The organism is Erythrobacter sp. CCH5-A1 (assembly GCF_001557115.1).
GTDB lineage: Bacteria > Pseudomonadota > Alphaproteobacteria > Sphingomonadales > Sphingomonadaceae > Erythrobacter.
In genome coordinates this window covers 21,764-37,639 of record NZ_LSKQ01000199.1, presented here as the reverse complement: position 1 = coordinate 37,639, position 15,876 = coordinate 21,764, and the positions used below count along the sequence as shown (strand labels likewise).

Sequence of the window (15,876 nt, the reverse complement as noted above, 5' to 3'; positions counted from 1 at the left end):
CGCTTCCCATTGGCCTAACAAATAACGGCCAAGCACAAAATTCCTTACAGTCCCCCGAACTCGTTCAACGCCTTCAATCTCAGATTATCCGCATAAGCTCCGACTGAGAGTAGAGAGCCCGCCAGCGCCACCGCTACAAAAATGGGGCCTCGAACGATCGAAAACCGAGCCGGTATCAAAAAGCTGGTCGCTCCGACCGCGAAGCAAGCGGATACGATCCAGAGCCAGTGAGGCGCGCCCAGTCTATCTGACCAGATCGTCGCGAGGAATACTGGCTTCAGCAAGCTACCGAAGACGAAGCCTGCAATCGCCAGGTACGTAATGCATCCAAGCGCGGCGGTCTTCATCCTGTGCTTTCGTCCGACATCCGGCGCGACGCTCATGCCGCCACCTCGACCTTGTGATCCATGTCCGCCCTGGAGCGTCCGACGATTGCGGCGACAGTATTCTTGCTGAGGCCGAGGTCCCGGGCTATCCAGCGATAGCTGCGCCCCTCGGCAACAAGGGCTAGCACCTTGGGGGCAAGCCGATCCGACTTCGGGCGGACGCCGGTCTGCCGCCCGAGTTTCCGACCCCGCGCCCGTGCCGCGGCGAGGCCGGAGCGAACCCGCTCGCTGAGCATGTCGCGCTCGAACTGCGCAATGCCTGCGAGCATCGTCGCCATCATACGACCGTGCGGCGTATCGACCTCGAAGGTCATGCCGCTCATCGCGACCACCGACACGCGCCAGCCCGACAGCCGGTTGAGCGTATCGAGCAGGTCCTGCGTCGAGCGCCCCCAACGACTGAGTTCGGTGACAAGGATCGCATCAATGTGGCGCGCCTGGGCCAGCTTCATCACTTCGGCACGTGCCGATCGGTTGGCCTTCATCCCCGAGGCGGTTTCTCGAAAGACCTCGACCACCTCATAGCCGCCACGCTCGGCAAAACCGGCGAGGTCGCGAAGCTGCCGCTCGCACGACTGGTCGGCTGTCGAGACCCTGGCGTAGATGGCGGCGCGCTGTCCCAATTGAACCCTTCTGGAATTAGGCCTCGAAAAGCCTTGATCTGCGTGGGGTCAGTGTTGTCCAAAACAGACTTCTGTTCAATAGGGACAAGCCGTGCATGCCGAGACGCCATATCCTCAGCGCCCGACAGCGTTCGGCCCTACTCGACCTGCCGACTGACGAAGCGGCGCTGCTGCGGCATTATATTCTGGCAGCCGATGACCTGATCCATATCGACCGGCGGCGCCGACCGGAGAACCGCATCGGGTTCGCCCTGCAGTTGTGTGCGCTGCGATATCCAGGTCGGACGCTTGCTCCCGGCGAACTGATCCCCCACGCCGTGTCCGCCTTTCTAGGTGCCCAGCTTGGCATCGCTGGCGACACGCTCGCGTCCTATGCCGTTCGACGCCAAACCCGGCACCAGCACATGGAGGCGCTGCGCCGCATCTACGGATACAGGATGTTCCCCGGACAGGGACCGCATGCCAGGGCGTTCCGGGATTGGCTTCTCGCCGAAGCCGAGCAGGCACGCTCAAACGACGACCTTGCCCGGCGCTTCATTGCCCGCTGCCGTGAAACCATGACCATCCTGCCAGCGATCACGACAATCGAGCGGTTGTGCGCGGACGCGCTCGTCGCCGCCGAACGCCAGATCGAGAAGCGGATCGCAGCCCGTCTCGATCCCGTCGCCTGTGATGGGCTCGACCGACTGACTACCGAGATGCTGCCGGGGGCGATCAGCCGCTTCATCTGGCTGCGCCGGATTGAGCCGGGCAACAACTCCGCCGCGGCGAACCGGCTGCTCGACCGGCTCGAGTTCCTGCGCGCGATGAACCTCAATGATGGTTTACTTGCCGGTGTTCCACCGCATCGCGTCGCCCGGCTACGCCGGCAGGGCGAGCGCTACTTCGCCGATGGCCTGCGCGATCTCGGCGCCGATCGGCGCCGCGCTATCATGGCGGTTTGCGTCATTGAATGGGCCACTGCGACGGCGGATGCGGTGATCGAAACACATGACCGGATCGTTGGCCGCACCTGGCGCGACGCGAAGCAACTGCATGACGCGCGGGTCGTAGAAACCAGAGGCGCTACCACTGCGACTTTGAACGGCTTCACTGCACTCGGTCAATCATTGCTCGAAGCGCATGGCGACGGCGCGTCGCTGGAAGATGCGGTCGCGCGCGGGGCGGGATGGGAACGGCTCACCAGTCTCGTCGCTACGGCCAAGACGTTGACGGACACCTTGGGCGACGATCCGCTGGCCTATGTTGATCAGGGGTATCACCGCTTCCGTCGGTATGCCCCGCGCATGCTGCGATGCCTCGACCTCAAAGCTGCGGCGGTTGCACGGCCTTTGCTGGACGCGGCTACCGCCATCGCTACCAGGGGCGCAGTTCCGGCGGCCGACGATTTCTTGCGCCCGCATTCCAAATGGCGGCGACAGTTGCGGGCGAAGGGCGATGATGATGCCCGCCTCCGGGAAGTCGCGGTCATGTTCCACCTGCGCGACGCGCTGCGCTCGGGCGACATCTGGTTCGACCGCTCGCATCGGTATGGTGACCTGCGCCACGTCCTCGTGCCGATGGCGGTCGCGCATGCCGCGAAGCTAGCGGTCCCGTCCGACCCGCATGTCTGGCTGGCTGACCGCAAGGTGCGTCTCGCCGATGGCCTTGCCCGGCTCGGTCGCGCCGCGCGCAGCGGTACAATTCCGAAAGGCAGCATCGAAGACGGCACGCTGCGCATTGATCGCCTCACCGCCGACGCGCCGGATGGGATCGAGGATCTGATGCTCGATCTGTATCGCCGCCTGCCGCCCGTCCGCATCACCGATCTGCTGCTCGAAGTCGATACCGCGCTGGGTTTCACCGATGCCTTCACGCATCTGCGCACCGGCGTGCCGTGCGGCGACCGAATTGGTCTGCTCAACGTCCTGCTCGCCGAGGGCCTGAATTTGGGCCTGCGTAAGATGGCAGAGGCTTCCAACACCCACGACTATTGGCAACTCTCCCGTCTCGCGCGCTGGCACGTCGAAAGCGAGGCGATCGACCAGGCGCTGGCCAACGTGGTCGCGGCGCAAGGGGCGCTGCCGATGGCCCAGGTGTGGGGTATGGGTAGAGCCGCATCGGCCGATGGCCAGTTCTTCCCCGCAGCACGGCAGGGCGAGGCGATGAACACGATCAACGCCCGCTACGGCAACGATCCCGGAATCAAGGCCTATACTCACGTCAACGACCGCTTCGCGCCGTTTGCATCGCGGACTATTCCAGCCACAGTCAGCGAAGCACCTTACCTGCTCGACGGGCTGACGATGAATGAGGCAGGGCGACGGATCGAAGAGCAATACGCCGACACTGGCGGGTTCACCGATCATCTGTTCGGGATCAGCGCCATGCTCGGCTACCGCCTTGTGCTGCGCATCCGCGACCTCCCATCCAAACGACTGTACGTATTCGACCCTGCCACCACGCCGAGCGAGCTGCGCCCGCTGGTGGGCGGCAAGGTTCGTGAGGCGCTGATCGTTTCCAACTGGCCCGACCTGTTCCGCTGCGCCGCCACCATGAGCGCGGGGCAGGTCGCGCCGAGCAGCATCTTGCGCAAGCTCGCCGCCTATCCGCGCCAGAACGATCTTGCAGCCGCGCTGCGCGAGGTGGGCCGGATCGAGCGGACGCTATTCATCGTCGAATGGATTCTCGACGCCGGTATGCAGCGCCGTGCACAGGTGGGCCTCAACAAAGGTGAGGCACATCATGCGTTGAAAAATGCCCTGCGCATTGGCCGTCAGGGCGAAATCCGCGACCGCACGACGGAGGGTCAGCATTACCGGATCGCTGGCCTCAACCTACTGACCGCCATCATCGTCTACTGGAACACCCTGCATCTCGGCCATGCCGTCGAAGCTCGCCGCCGCGAAGGGCTCGATACCCCCGACCATCTTCTCGCCCATATCTCGCCGCTCGGGTGGGCCCACATCCTTCTCACTGGTGAGTACCTTTGGCCCAAGGACTCCGCCGCTTAGGGTGTCATTCCGCCCTCAGCCAGAACTGACCCCTATCCGTTCGCCCTTTCCGTGCAGATACGTCACTTTCGTGTAGTCACCCCTTCAACGGGGCGGACGCGGATAGCTTACGCGAGTGGCGCGAGGGGCTTTACGAAACCCGGCGCAACTTCCTCGGGATCGCAGCGCGCACCTCGCAGCGCTTCGACCAGACCTTCGCGCTGATCCAGCGCACGCAGATGCTGGAGAAGACCCTGCGCACGCAGCTCTCCCCGCAGATGTCGGCAGCATTGCGCTTCTCGCGCACCCTCAACCAGCAGGTCCAGTAGACCGCGACGAAGGAAGGCACCCCTCATGCTCGAGGTCTTCACGGTCGGGGGCGGCGACTACCTCGTCAACACCTTCAACGCGATCGCCGCCTGGACCGGCTCGGGCGGGTTCAAGGCGCTGATCCGCGTCTGCATGGTAATGGGGTTGATCTACGCGCTGCTCGTCACCGCCATGGATCTCGACTGGCGGGCCTGGTTTCGCTGGTTCATCCAGTCGACGCTCATCTATCTCGTGCTGATGGTCCCGACCGTGACCGTGAAGGTTACCGACCGCGTCAACCCGGGGCTGGCCCCCGCGACGGTCGACAACGTGCCGATCGGCCTTGCCGCAATGGCCTCGTTCACCAGCCAGGTCAGTGACTACCTGACCCGCACCGCCGAGACGGTCTTTGTCATGCCCGCGGCGCTCAATTACTCGACCGGCGGCTTCGTCTACGGCGCGCGGATGTGGGACAAGGTCCGCGGCTTCGAGATCCGCGATCCGGTCTTCAAGGCGAACGTCGACGGCTACCTCAAGCAATGCGCCTATTACGATATCCTGCTCGGCACGAAGAGCCTCAAGCTGTTAAGCGAAGCGCCCGATCTCTGGGCCGAGCTCGGGGTCAATGCCGCGACCAACCGGGGGATGAAGTACCTGACCGACACCGGCGCGGGCACCGTCGATATCGAGGGCAAGACCTGCGCTGAGGCCTGGGCGCTGATCAACAACCAGTGGGATGCGCAAATCAATGCCTACGCATTGCCCTTTGCCCACACCATGTATCCCAAGCTCACCCAGGCCGCCGCCGGAGCCAAGCTCGCCGCCGACGTGCCGGTGGTCTCGCAACTCCTGACCGGCACGGCGATGACCCGGAACCAGTTCTTCAAGCAGAAGAGCATGGTCGATGCCTTCGAGGCTGCGCAGCTCGATTTTGGAAACGCGGACGCGGATTCCTTCGCGCTGCAGCGCGCGGACACCCAGACCCGCAACGCGATGACGACCGCGGCTGAGCAGGGGCTGATCTGGATTCCGGTGCTCGGCGTCGTGCTGACCGTGGTGTTCTACGCGCTGTTCCCGATCGTCTTTCCGCTGCTGCTCTTCCCGCGCACCGGGATCGCGACGCTCAAGGGCTACTTCTCGGGCTTCTTCTATCTGTCAGCCTGGGGACCGATCTACGTCCTCATCCACTCGTTCATCATGGACCGGCTTGCAAGCCAGACCAATGCGCTCGCCGCCGGGAGCGTGAACCTCGCCAACTGGGCAGGGATCGATGCGGTCAACCAGGACGTCGCCACCATGGCGGGGTTCCTGATGATGTCGGTGCCGGTGCTTGCCCTGATGGTGATGCGCGGCACCATGTCGGTCGCAAACAACCTTGGCTCGATGCTGGCGCCAGTCCAGGCGGGTTCGGATGCGGCCGCGCTCGAGCGCACCACCGGAAACTATGCTTATGGCGACGTCAGCTACGGCAATCTCAATGCCGACAACCGGCAGATGTCGCAGTGGAACACGGCGCCGAACCTGCTCGCGGGCAGCGCGCACTCGGGCTTCCGCGAAGCCGATGGCCGCATGTTCAACGAATATGGCTCGGGCCATACGGTGATCGACACCAATGCCGCGATCTCGCAGTTGCCGTTCAAGCCGACCATGACGCGAGGCTACGCCTCGGACCTGCGCTCGCAGGGACAGTGGTATATGAACGAGGCCGACAAGATCGAAAACGGCACCTCGACCAGCTGGACCAGTTCGAAGGGCCGGTTCGGCAGCGCGGTCACCGCGACCAGCGACGTATCGGGCTCGCGCCGCGAGAACGGCTCGCGGGCCTCGGACACCCACAATGTCGGCGGCAACGTGGTTGTCGAAGGCGCCTCGGGCAGTTCGACCCGCGAGGTTACCAACAACGACCTGATCTTGCGGGAGGGGAATAATCGCTCGTCGAACAACTTCGATCGGCGCACGTTCGGCACAAGCCTTTCGCTTACCGGCAGCGGAACGGTAGGAACGCCACTCGAGTCCGAAGCGGGCAGCGGAGTCTCGGCGTCTCTGTCAGGAGGCTTCTCAGGTCGTCGAGAAAGCGGCGACGGTGCAAACGCCGGAACCGAGCGATCGGCAACGAACCAGACCACCCGGGGGACCGACAAATCGGACGAGACTAGCAACCGCGTGGTTGTCAGCGGCTCGAGCGGCGACATCGAGTCGTCAGGCACTTACAACCAGAACTCCGATTACACCGATCATTCACGCTCACGGACCAGCACCGATGGAACCGACTGGCGCACCTCGGAAGCTGAGGAGCGGCGGGCTGCTGCCGCGCGCTACCGCGAGATCGGCAGCCGGATGATGTCCGAGGCCAGCTACGCGGAGAGCCATGGCTTCCAGATTTCGAGCGACATGTCGAACCTCATCCAGGACCGTTACGAGACGCTCCAGCGTGAGCACCCCGAATGGCACCTGCCAGACCTGTCCAACCCGCGGCTCGACTACCGCGACGTCTCTCGCCGCGATCAGGCTATTGCCTTTATCATGGACGATCTGATGGGCGATCTGCGCGCTCATCGCATCAACGAATTCAGCGACATCGCGGGAATTGCGGGGTCAGGGGCGCTTGGCTCGAACGGGGATCTCGGCATGCCGGGGCCGCCGCGCCTGCCGTCGGGGACGGTTGCCCCGGCGCTTGTGCCCTCGCTGCTCGAAGGTGGCACGCTCATGGCTGTCCCCGATGGACCGGTCGATGGGGCAGCCCTCGCCAAGGATCTTGGTATGAAGGTCAAGCCCGGCGCGCGCCTCGGCCATATGGATGGCGCGCTGGTTCCGGCGATGGGCGTTGTCGCCGAGGAAGCACGCGCGCTTGGCCTGCCCACTCCGGTAGTGACGTCGGGCAACGACAGCGCCCAGCACAAGGCCGGGTCGGCCCATTACGACGATCGCGCGCTCGATTTTCGCGGCAACAACATCTCGAACGAGCAGGGCGAGCAGTGGGCGGAAAAGGTCAAAAGTCGTTTGGGAAGCGCCTATGCTGTCGACTTCGAGCGGTTCCCTGATGATCCCGCACGGGATCACCTCCATGTTGCGAAACGCCGGAGCTAGATGTTAGCCAAACAGACGCGATGCAAAAGCAAGTCCAGATCCTGCAACAATCATCAGGATCACGAGGAAGATAGTTGGACCACGGCCAAAGCCGCCAGATTTGCCCCTGAAAGTCGGGAGTTGCAGGCCCGTTACGTGGTCAAAGTGGCCGGGCCGAGGATAAATCGGCCTCCCATCCAGTCCGTAGTGATCATGGTCCATCGAGGGTCTCCTCGCCCTGGCCATGATTACCCCGAACGTACTGTCTTTTCAATCATGGCCCATGTTTCTGAGCCCCCTCACTAGCCTAGCCATCTCCACTTTCTGCTGACCCGCCCAAGGAACCGCCTCCTTGCCTTCAGAAGCAAGGAGGCCTTCGATCCAAACAGCTTCAGAGTAGATCCACCACCTCAATGATCGCGTTGTGGACGGCGCCAAGATCCGCATCGTCGATGCAATAGGGCGGCATGACATAGACCGTGTTGCCCAGGGGCCGCAGCAGGACATTTCGGGCCGTGAAGTCCGCCTTCAGACGCGGGGCGAGTTCGGACATATAGCCGCCATCTTCCACCACCACATCGAGCGCGATCACGCTGCCAAGTTGGCGCGTATTGGCCAGGCGTGGGTGCTCGGCAAGGCGAGCAAGACCAGCGGTCTGCCGCCGGGTCAGGTCCGCGATCCGGTCCAGCACCGGCTCCTCGCGCCAGATCGCCAGATTGGCATTGGCCGCCGCGCAGGCGATCGGGTTGGCGGTGTAGCTGGAGGAATGGAAGAACTGCTTCGACCGGTCGGTCGAATAGTGCGCCGCATAGATTTCCGGCGTCGCCATGGTCACCGCAAGGGGCAGCGACCCGCCGGTCAGCCCCTTCGACAGGCACAGGATATCGGGCACGATCCCGGCCTGCTCTGAGGCGAACAGCGTGCCGGTGCGGCCCCAGGCGGTCATCACCTCGTCGGCGATGAACAGCACGCCGTGGGCCGCGCAGATGCGCCGCATTTCGGTCAGCACGCGGGGCGAATAGATCAGCATTCCCCCCGCGCCGAGCAGCAGCGGCTCGACGATAAAGGCCGCCGCATCGCCGCGCGAGCAGGCCTGCTCCAGCGCGTCCAGTGCGGCCTGCTCGCGGCCCTCGGCGGGAAAGGGGATTGTCTCCACATCGAACAGCAGCGGCGCATAGGGCTTGTTGAACACCCCGCGCGCGCCGACCGACATCCCGCCGATGGTATCGCCGTGATAGGAGTGCTCCAGCACCAGGATGCGGTGGCGATCCTCGTCCCGATGCGCGAAATAGCCCAGCGCCATCTTCAGCGCGACTTCGACGCTGGTCGAACCGGAATCGGAAAAGAACACATGGTCCAGCGGGCGCGGCATGATCCGCACCAGTTCGCGGGCGAGGTCTTCGGCAGGCTGGTGGGTCCAGCCCGCGAAGATCAGCTGGTCGAGCCGCTCGCTCTGCGCGCGGATCGCGGCCATCAGCCGGGGATGGCAATGGCCGTGGGTGGTGACCCACCAGCTGGAAATCGCGTCGATCACCCTGCGCCCGTCGGCGGTGAACAGGGTCGCACCCTCGGCGTGGGTGACCAGCGGAATGTCCTCGCCCAGCCCGTGCTGGTGGAATGGGTGCCAGACCGGCGATTTCATAGGAGCTCCGTGCGGATATGGGCGGCGAAGGCGGCGGACAGGCCCTCTGGATCAAGCGGATCGAGCCACGGCAGGCGGCCGAGGTGGCGCACGGCGCCCAGCCGCTCGATCGCCGCTTCGCTGGCGGGATTGGCCTCGCCGCAGAACGCCACGCCGTGCACCGCGATGCCGCGCGCGCGCAGGGCCTCGAGCGAAAGCAGGCTGTGGTTGATCGTGCCGAGCGCGGTCCGCGCCACCAGGATCACCGGTAGGCCCCAGCGCGCGAACAGATCGGCCGCCAGCAGATCGTCGGCAAAGGGCACCAGCACTCCGCCCGCCCCTTCGACCACCAGCGGCCCATCGACCAAGGGCAGTGCGAGCTGGTCCGCCGCGATGGCAACGCCGTCGATCCGCGCAGCCTCGTGCGGTGAACAGGGCGTTGCGAGAACGTGGGCCTCGGGCAAGATCCGGGCCCGCCCGTCGGACAGCGCAGCCACGCGCTGGCTGTCAGTGCCGCCGTCGGTTCCGGCCTGCACCGGCTTCCAGTAAGCCGCGCCAAGGTGGCCCGCGAGGGCAGCGGCGAACACGGTCTTGCCCGCGTCCGTATCGGTGCCGGTTACGACATAGCCGCGCATTGCAGCTCCGCCAGCAGTGCGCCCAGCGCCTCGATTTGCTCAAGGCTGGCGTTGTTGGTGATCGTGATGCGCAGGCGCGATGTGCCGACGGGCACCGTCGGCGGGCGGATTCCGCGCACGTCGAACCCGGCGGCCTGCACTTGGGCTGCCAGCTGCATCGTCCGCGCATCGTCGCCCACGATCAGCGGCAGAATCTGCGATCCGGTGACAGTCGCGCCCAGCGGGGCAAAGACCCGCTCAGCCAGCCGGATCCGCTCCCACAGCCCATCGCGCAAGTGCGGCGCGGCGGTCAGCAGGTTCAGCGCGGCGCGGTTGATCGCGGCGATCAGCGGCGAAGGCGCCGTCGAGAAGATGAAGCCGCGCCCACGGTTGACCAGAAAGTCGATTGCCGCCGCCGGGCCGCAGACCAGTGCGCCCTCGCAGCCCAGCGCCTTGCCGCAGGTGCGCAGGGTGATGACATTGCCGCGCCCGTCAAGGTGGGCGGCAAGGCCGCGCCCGTCCGGCCCGAATACGCCGGTGGCATGGGCCTCGTCGATCAGCAGGATGCCGTCATAGCGATCGGCGATGGCGGCCAGATCGCCGAGCGGGGCCGTGTCGCCATCCATCGAGTAGAGGCTTTCCGCCGCGATCCACACCTGCCCCGTGCCGCCGCCCGCGCGCCAGCGCCGGATTGCCGCTTCGCAGGCATCGGCGCAGTTGTGGGCCACGGCAACGCATTCGGCCCGGCCAATGCGCATCCCTTCGTGGGCGCTGGCGTGGATCAGTTCGTCGTGGACGACCAGATCGCCGCGCTGCGGCAGGGTTGAGAACAGCGCCTCGTTGGCAGCGAACCCGCTGGAGAACCATAGCGCCCGCTCGCAGTCAAAGAACGCGGCGGCCTCGGCCTCCAGCGCCTCGTGCTCGGGGTCGTTGCCGCGCAGCAGGCGCGATCCGCTCGAGCCGATCGGCACCCCGCGCTCCAGCGCCGCGTGCGCGGCATCGGCCAGCAGGGGCGAGCGGGCGAGGCCGAGGTAGTCGTTCGAGGCAAAGTCCGTGCCGGTCTGCGGGCTGAGCCTGCGCCGCCGCGATGCCGCCCCCAGCCGATCCAGATCGGCGGCGTGGGCTGCAAAGCCCCCCCCGTTCACTCCGCAGCCACCAGTACTTCGTCCGCGCGCATCGGTTCTTCGCCTGCCAGCGGCACGATGCCCAGCCGCGCGAACAGCGCCGCATCGCGGCTGTCCCCGGCGTTGGCGGTGGTCAGCAGCTTGTCACCGGTGAAGATCGAGTTCGCCCCGGCCAGGAAAGCCAGCGCCTGCCCCGCATCCGACATCGATTCGCGCCCCGCCGAAAGCCGCACCATGCTCTGCGGCATGGTGATCCGGGCGACGGCGACGGTGCGGACAAACTCGATCTCGTCGATTCGCGCCAGCGGCGTTCCTGCCAGCATGTCGCCCAGCACCGTGCCGGGAATAGGGATCAGCGCGTTGACCGGGACGCTTTCCGGGTGGCGCGGCAGGGTCGCCAGCGCGTGGATGAAGCCGATCCGGTCCTCGCGCGTTTCGCCCATGCCCACGATCCCGCCGCAGCACACCGAAATGCCCGCCGCGCGCACTTCCTCCAGCGTGTCGAGCCGGTCCTGGAAGGTGCGGGTGGTGATGACGTTGCCGTAGTTCTCGGGCGAGGTGTCGATGTTGTGGTTGTAGTAATCGAGCCCGGCTGCCTTGAGGCGGCGGGCCTGATCGCCGTTCAGCATGCCCAGGGTCATGCAGGTTTCCATGCCCATCGCGCGCACGCCCTCGATCATGGCTTCCAGCGCGGGCATGTCGCGGTCCTTGGGGTTGCGCCACGCGGCGCCCATGCAGAACCGCTGCGATCCGGCCGCGCGCGCCTCGGCGGCCGAAACCAGCACGGCATCGATATCCATCAGCTTCTCGGCCTTGACCCCGGTTTCGGCCCCGGCCGACTGGCTGCAATAGCCGCAATCCTCGGGGCAGCCGCCGGTCTTGATCGACAGCAGCGTGCACATCTGCACCTCACCCGCACGGTGCCAGGCACGGTGGGTGCTCTGCGCGCGGAACATCAGTTCGTCGAACGGCAGGTCGAACAGCGCCGTCACCTCCGCGCGGGTCCAGTCGGTACGGGGCTGGTCAGTCCGGGGAACTGTCTGTTGGGTGGCGGTCATGTCCTGCTCCATTTTATCGATAAAAACGGTCATGGCCGACCGCTCGCTCGGCGTGTATGGCGATGCACGTCCGCATGGCACCCGGAATCAGGACCGATTATCGATAATGCCGACTCCAACGACCCAGATCGACAGCGAAGGACTGGTTAGCCGGATTGCGGACGCGCTGGCCGCGCGCATCTTGGCCGGCGAGATCCCGGGCGGCGAGCGCCTGCGCCAGGATGGACTGGCCTATGAATTCGGGGTCAGCCAGGGGACCGTGCGCGAGGCGTTCCGCAAGCTGGAGGCGATCAAACTGGTCGAGGCCCTGCCCCGTCGCGGAGTGCGCGCCACGTTGATCGACGCGGCAGGCGAGCGCGAAATCGCCTCGATGCGCGGGGCGCTGGAACCGCTGGCCGTGCGCAGCATTGCCCGCGCTCCGTCCGCCGCCCACCTCAAGGACCTGCGCGAAATCCTGAAGCGGGGTGACGCGGCAGAAAACCTGTTCGATTCCGAATCGGCCAACCGCGACTTTCACATTGCGCTGGCCCGGCCCTGCGCCATGCCCCGCCTGATTGCCACGATCACCGAGCTGAACCTGGCCTATTCGCGCCATGTGTTCGCCTCTGCGGCGGGCCAGGAGTGGAAGCCGCGCTACAACTTCGATCACTGGCACATCTTCGAAGCCTATGCATCCGGAAAACTCGAGGAAGCAGCTATACTGCTTGCGCGGCACATAAAGTCAGTCGATCGGGTAAACTTGAGACCAAAAGTGGCAGTCTGACGTGTCAGAAGTTCAATTGGACGCTGCTAGGTAACGGGCAAATCAGGATAGCTCTCGATCCGCGCTTCTCCAGTTCGCCGGATCTGGGACGCGGCTTCCTCGAGGTGGAACGCCGCCGCATCGCGCGCGCGCACGGTGTCGCCCGCCTTCATGTAGTCGATGAGCCTCTCGTGCTCAGCGAGCGAACTGCGCGCCTCGTCGAGCTCGAAGTAATTGGCGCCGGCGATCCACACAGCGGGCGGGATGGCCTTGGCATAGCTCGCCCAGGCCGTCTGATTGCCGCCAAGGCGGACCAGTTCGAGGTGGAACTGGTAGTCGAGATATGCGCCGCAGAGCAGGTTCGCAGGCTCATCGGCATCGAGGCCGCGCAGTGCCGCGTGGATCGCGGCGAGATGGCTGAAGTCGCTAGTATTGGCACGCAATGCGGCCTCTGCCGCCGCCATCGCATGGATTGCCCCGGCGAGCGCCAGATGTTCGACAATGCGATCAATCGTCCAGTCGATGATCGTGTAACGGCCATGATCCCTGGCCAGAAGGCCAAGCTCGAGAAGTTCCTCAGCGAGCGAAAGCGCACCCGTCTCCTGCAAATCGTCAAGACCGGGTATCTGGTTTGCCTGGTCGAATCTGCGCCGTTTGCGGGGCTCGCGCAGCACGGCAAAGACGCGCGGTGCAGGGCAAGTAATCCTTCCAAGTGGCCTTGGCTTTGACCTTGTCACCTCTTGTCCGCCCTCCGACACCGCATCCTTCGGATAGTCCGAACCATCCTGATTGGAAAATTCTAAAGGGTTTGTGCTATGGAGCCAACATGCAACGGGGCGGGACTGCTTTCCCCTTGGGGACGATCGATTGGCGAAGGCGCAATCTCTTGTCGAAAGGATTTTCCTCGAACTGAGGTTCGGGGTGCTTGCTGCCCACTACCTGCCTGGTCAAATTATCAGCAAGGACCAGGTGTGCAAGGTATACGACTGCCGCCCCGTCATGGCCGCCGACGCGCTCGGCGCGCTTGTCGCGGAAGGTTACCTGTCCCGGCGCGGACGCGGTGAATTCACGGTACGGACCTGGACAAGAGCCGAAATCATAGACCTATATGACATGCGCGCCTCGCTCGAGGCGATCGCAGCGGCCCGCGCCGCCGAACGCGCGAGCGAGGCGCAGATTTCCTGGCTCCAAAGCGTGGTGGGTAATGCGGGGGATGTATCCGCGACCGATCCCGACGATCTCGAGCGCGTCACGCTTTCAAATCTCGCGTTCCATCTTGAGGTCAGGAAAATGGCGAGGATACCGCGGCTTGCGGAGATGATCTGCCTCGTCCTGCCCAATGCGCTCCACCGGCTGATCGTCTGGTCACAGCATGGCGAAGACGGCGAACATTCGGCGCGCACTCACCGCAAGATTGCCGCAGCGATTGCCGAACGCTCTTCATCGATGGCTCGGCTGCTGATGCGCGAGGACGTTTATTCCTCGCGCGAGGCGGTTCTCGCCGCGATCGACAGTCTCGCGGCGCGCGACGCGCCTCCGGTCGCCAATATCCATCGAATGGACCAGACGATCGCGATCAATGGCCGCACTTTCGGGCAGGGAACGCGCGAGCCCGCAGCCGATGGCCGGACGATCGCGTTTGGTGCGCCACTGTCCTAGCCGCGCCTAGCTTGCCGGTGGATCAACCGCCTTGAACATGAAGCCAGACGTTCCGGACAGTCCCGTTCTGTCACACACAAGCTGGTCCAAGACGCTCGCCATGATTGTTGCCGCCTGTTCCAGACCGGCGGCTTCAAGCGTATCGAGCAAGTCCCTTGCATCGCTGATGATGATTTCCAGCGCGTTCCGGCTGATCGGAAGCCGCTCAATCGCCATGGCCGTGCCCCGAAATCCCCTGTTCACACAAGTCTTTGTTGAGACGGGACTTTCTGTCAACGCCTCAACATGTAAATTGCCAGAATAATGTGTCGGGAATGGTGAGACCTGCGTAGTTGTCCATAGTTCAATGAGACAGACAGTTCGAAATACAGGCTGCTGGCCCAATCGAACATCGTCCATTTGGTCGCAGCATGGAAGTTATGTTTCAGCTACCAGATAGTCGACATCGATCCGGTCGATCTCGACGATGCGTCCACGCACATTGACCCGCCCCGTGAGGCCATCGGGAACTTGACCGTCAGCAAATCCGAGCCGCCAGCGCACACCGTCATCGTCACGCAGAATCGGGCCGCGAGGACCATGCTCGATGGTGCCGACGATCGTGTTGGTTGAAAGGCGGCGATTTTGGTTCATCAATTTTAGCTTAATCATCCAATTTGGTGAAATTGTTGATCCGCACCCCGATCGGAAACCATGCGCTCCTAGCGTGGAATCAAGAAAACCCCCAATAGCAAGGAAAGCATCCACGTCCCGCCATTTTTCAGATTGTATGCTGTCCTCGGATTTCGATGTCACCGCTGCAACCGGCGGAGTCTATGCTCCCGCTGGTGGTAACTCCACAAGTAGAAGGGGCAGAACAGCAGGATGAGGCCAGAGAACCAGCGAACTATCTCTGGCGTCCCGTTCTGGAAACGGGGCGGCGTTGCCACTACCAGGCCGTGCAGGAAGGTCTGAACCGGATCGCTCAGGCCGGTCACACCAACCAACGCGACGAGGAAGATATAGATGAGGCCGCCGCCTCGTTTGATGCGTTCGGGATTGACCGGGTAGTCGCCTAGCGTGGTCAGCAACGCAAGTGCGAGGCCAAGCGCGAGGCAACCCCCTCCGCAGCAGAGCAGCAATGCCCCCGCTGCACCAAGCTTCGCCGCCACCTGATAGACAATGGTCGTGTTGATCCCGATCGCCGCCACATAGGCGCTGCAGAGCGCGGTAAGAATGGTGCCGGAAGCGAGCGCCGGGACTTGCGGTGAAGGTTCACACTTGCGGTCAATCCGAACCTGCCTTTCCAGGCTCTTTCTACGGACTGGCGGCGTTGTCTCGGCTGCTGGCGCTGCAATAGGCGTTCGCGGTACAGGTCCATGCTTGCTCTCGAACCCTGCCCGTGCAGCCCGTTCGGGGAAAGCCCGGCAGGCGTACCACCGCAAGCGCCGCAGCGCCTTCATCTCGATGCGCCGTACCGCTTCCTTGCCTATATTGAGATCCTCGCCGACCTCGCATAGGGTGTGCTTTCGTCAAGAGGGACTTTGGCCGTGATCCTGAAATTGTAGCGGCTTTTGGAAGTGCATGATTTTTCGCGCTTCCAGTGGGGAAAAGCGGGGCCATGCGGCCGTGAGATTGCTGTGATGCCGTGGCCGGAATCTCGGTTTGTTCCGGAATGGGGACCAAATAGCCATCACTGGCAGGTATGCTCGCCGCATTGATT

Annotated in this window: 13 protein-coding genes and 1 pseudogene; 4 read left to right on the top strand and 10 right to left on the bottom strand. The window is 64.2% G+C overall.

Annotated elements, in window-relative coordinates; translation table 11 throughout:
- Positions 1-44: 44 nt before the first annotated feature.
- A complete protein-coding gene (locus AX708_RS11785) occupies positions 45-347 on the bottom strand; it encodes a hypothetical protein (protein ID WP_197426387.1) in 303 nt (100 codons plus the stop codon).
- A gap of 32 nt (positions 348-379) precedes the next feature.
- A complete protein-coding gene (locus AX708_RS11780; RefSeq protein ID WP_053556453.1) occupies positions 380-1,009 on the bottom strand; it encodes a recombinase family protein in 630 nt (209 codons plus the stop codon).
- A gap of 95 nt (positions 1,010-1,104) precedes the next feature.
- On the opposite strand from AX708_RS11780, the gene AX708_RS11775 reads away from it, so the two are divergent.
- Together AX708_RS11775 and AX708_RS11765 are read left to right on the top strand one after the other, a co-directional pair.
- Positions 1,105-4,002 carry a Tn3 family transposase gene (locus AX708_RS11775; RefSeq protein ID WP_053556454.1) on the top strand — a complete coding sequence of 966 codons (2,898 nt, stop codon included), beginning with the start codon at positions 1,105-1,107 and terminating at the stop codon, positions 4,000-4,002.
- Positions 4,003-4,335: 333 nt separating this feature from the next.
- Positions 4,336-7,377 (top strand): conjugal transfer protein TraG N-terminal domain-containing protein, encoded by a 3,042-nt coding sequence (locus tag AX708_RS11765; RefSeq protein WP_066529984.1) that lies wholly within the window; start codon positions 4,336-4,338, stop codon positions 7,375-7,377.
- A gap of 370 nt (positions 7,378-7,747) precedes the next feature.
- Here the strand turns inward: AX708_RS11765 and AX708_RS11760 are convergent, their stop codons facing one another.
- The 4 genes from AX708_RS11760 to bioB are packed head-to-tail and all read right to left on the bottom strand — an operon-like array spanning position 7,748 to position 11,773.
- Positions 7,748-8,998: an adenosylmethionine--8-amino-7-oxononanoate transaminase gene (locus AX708_RS11760; RefSeq protein ID WP_066117210.1), complete on the bottom strand. Its 1,251-nt coding sequence runs from the start codon at positions 8,996-8,998 to the stop codon at positions 7,748-7,750.
- Positions 8,995-9,612: a dethiobiotin synthase gene (bioD, locus tag AX708_RS11755; RefSeq protein ID WP_066529982.1), complete on the bottom strand. Its 618-nt coding sequence runs from the start codon at positions 9,610-9,612 to the stop codon at positions 8,995-8,997. Before bioD ends, AX708_RS11760 begins: the two co-directional genes overlap by 4 nt.
- Entirely contained in the window at positions 9,594-10,736 is a 1,143-nt protein-coding gene (locus AX708_RS11750; protein WP_066117216.1) for an 8-amino-7-oxononanoate synthase, read from the bottom strand. The genes bioD and AX708_RS11750 overlap by 19 nt, the downstream gene beginning before the upstream one ends.
- Complete coding sequence (gene bioB, locus AX708_RS11745; RefSeq protein ID WP_066117232.1) at positions 10,733-11,773, bottom strand: biotin synthase BioB; 1,041 nt, start codon at positions 11,771-11,773, stop codon at positions 10,733-10,735. Before bioB ends, AX708_RS11750 begins: the two co-directional genes overlap by 4 nt.
- A gap of 31 nt (positions 11,774-11,804) precedes the next feature.
- Here bioB and AX708_RS11740 point away from each other — a divergent pair, with 31 nt between their 5' ends.
- Complete coding sequence (locus AX708_RS11740; protein ID WP_066117217.1) at positions 11,805-12,536, top strand: GntR family transcriptional regulator; 732 nt, start codon at positions 11,805-11,807, stop codon at positions 12,534-12,536.
- Between the two features lie 26 nt (positions 12,537-12,562).
- Here AX708_RS11740 and AX708_RS11735 read toward each other — a convergent pair whose 3' ends face one another.
- Positions 12,563-13,189 carry an FCD domain-containing protein gene (locus tag AX708_RS11735; RefSeq protein ID WP_197426104.1) on the bottom strand — a complete coding sequence of 209 codons (627 nt, stop codon included), beginning with the start codon at positions 13,187-13,189 and terminating at the stop codon, positions 12,563-12,565.
- Between the two features lie 193 nt (positions 13,190-13,382).
- Between AX708_RS11735 and AX708_RS11730 the strand changes: the two genes are divergently transcribed.
- Positions 13,383-14,174 carry a GntR family transcriptional regulator gene (locus AX708_RS11730; RefSeq protein WP_197426103.1) on the top strand — a complete coding sequence of 264 codons (792 nt, stop codon included), beginning with the start codon at positions 13,383-13,385 and terminating at the stop codon, positions 14,172-14,174.
- A gap of 6 nt (positions 14,175-14,180) precedes the next feature.
- On the opposite strand, the gene AX708_RS11725 is transcribed toward AX708_RS11730, so the two are convergent.
- The 3 genes and pseudogenes from AX708_RS11725 to AX708_RS19955 form a co-directional block, all read right to left on the bottom strand.
- A complete protein-coding gene (locus AX708_RS11725; protein ID WP_066117223.1) occupies positions 14,181-14,390 on the bottom strand; it encodes a hypothetical protein in 210 nt (69 codons plus the stop codon).
- A gap of 201 nt (positions 14,391-14,591) precedes the next feature.
- The gene (locus AX708_RS11720) at positions 14,592-14,807 is read right to left on the bottom strand and encodes a DUF5818 domain-containing protein (protein ID WP_066117227.1); all 216 of its coding nucleotides are present in this window, start codon (positions 14,805-14,807) and stop codon (positions 14,592-14,594) included.
- A 158-nt stretch (positions 14,808-14,965) separates the two neighbouring features.
- Positions 14,966-15,670: pseudogene (locus AX708_RS19955) on the bottom strand (hypothetical protein); the annotation flags it as partial.
- Between the last annotated feature and the right edge of the window lie 206 nt (positions 15,671-15,876).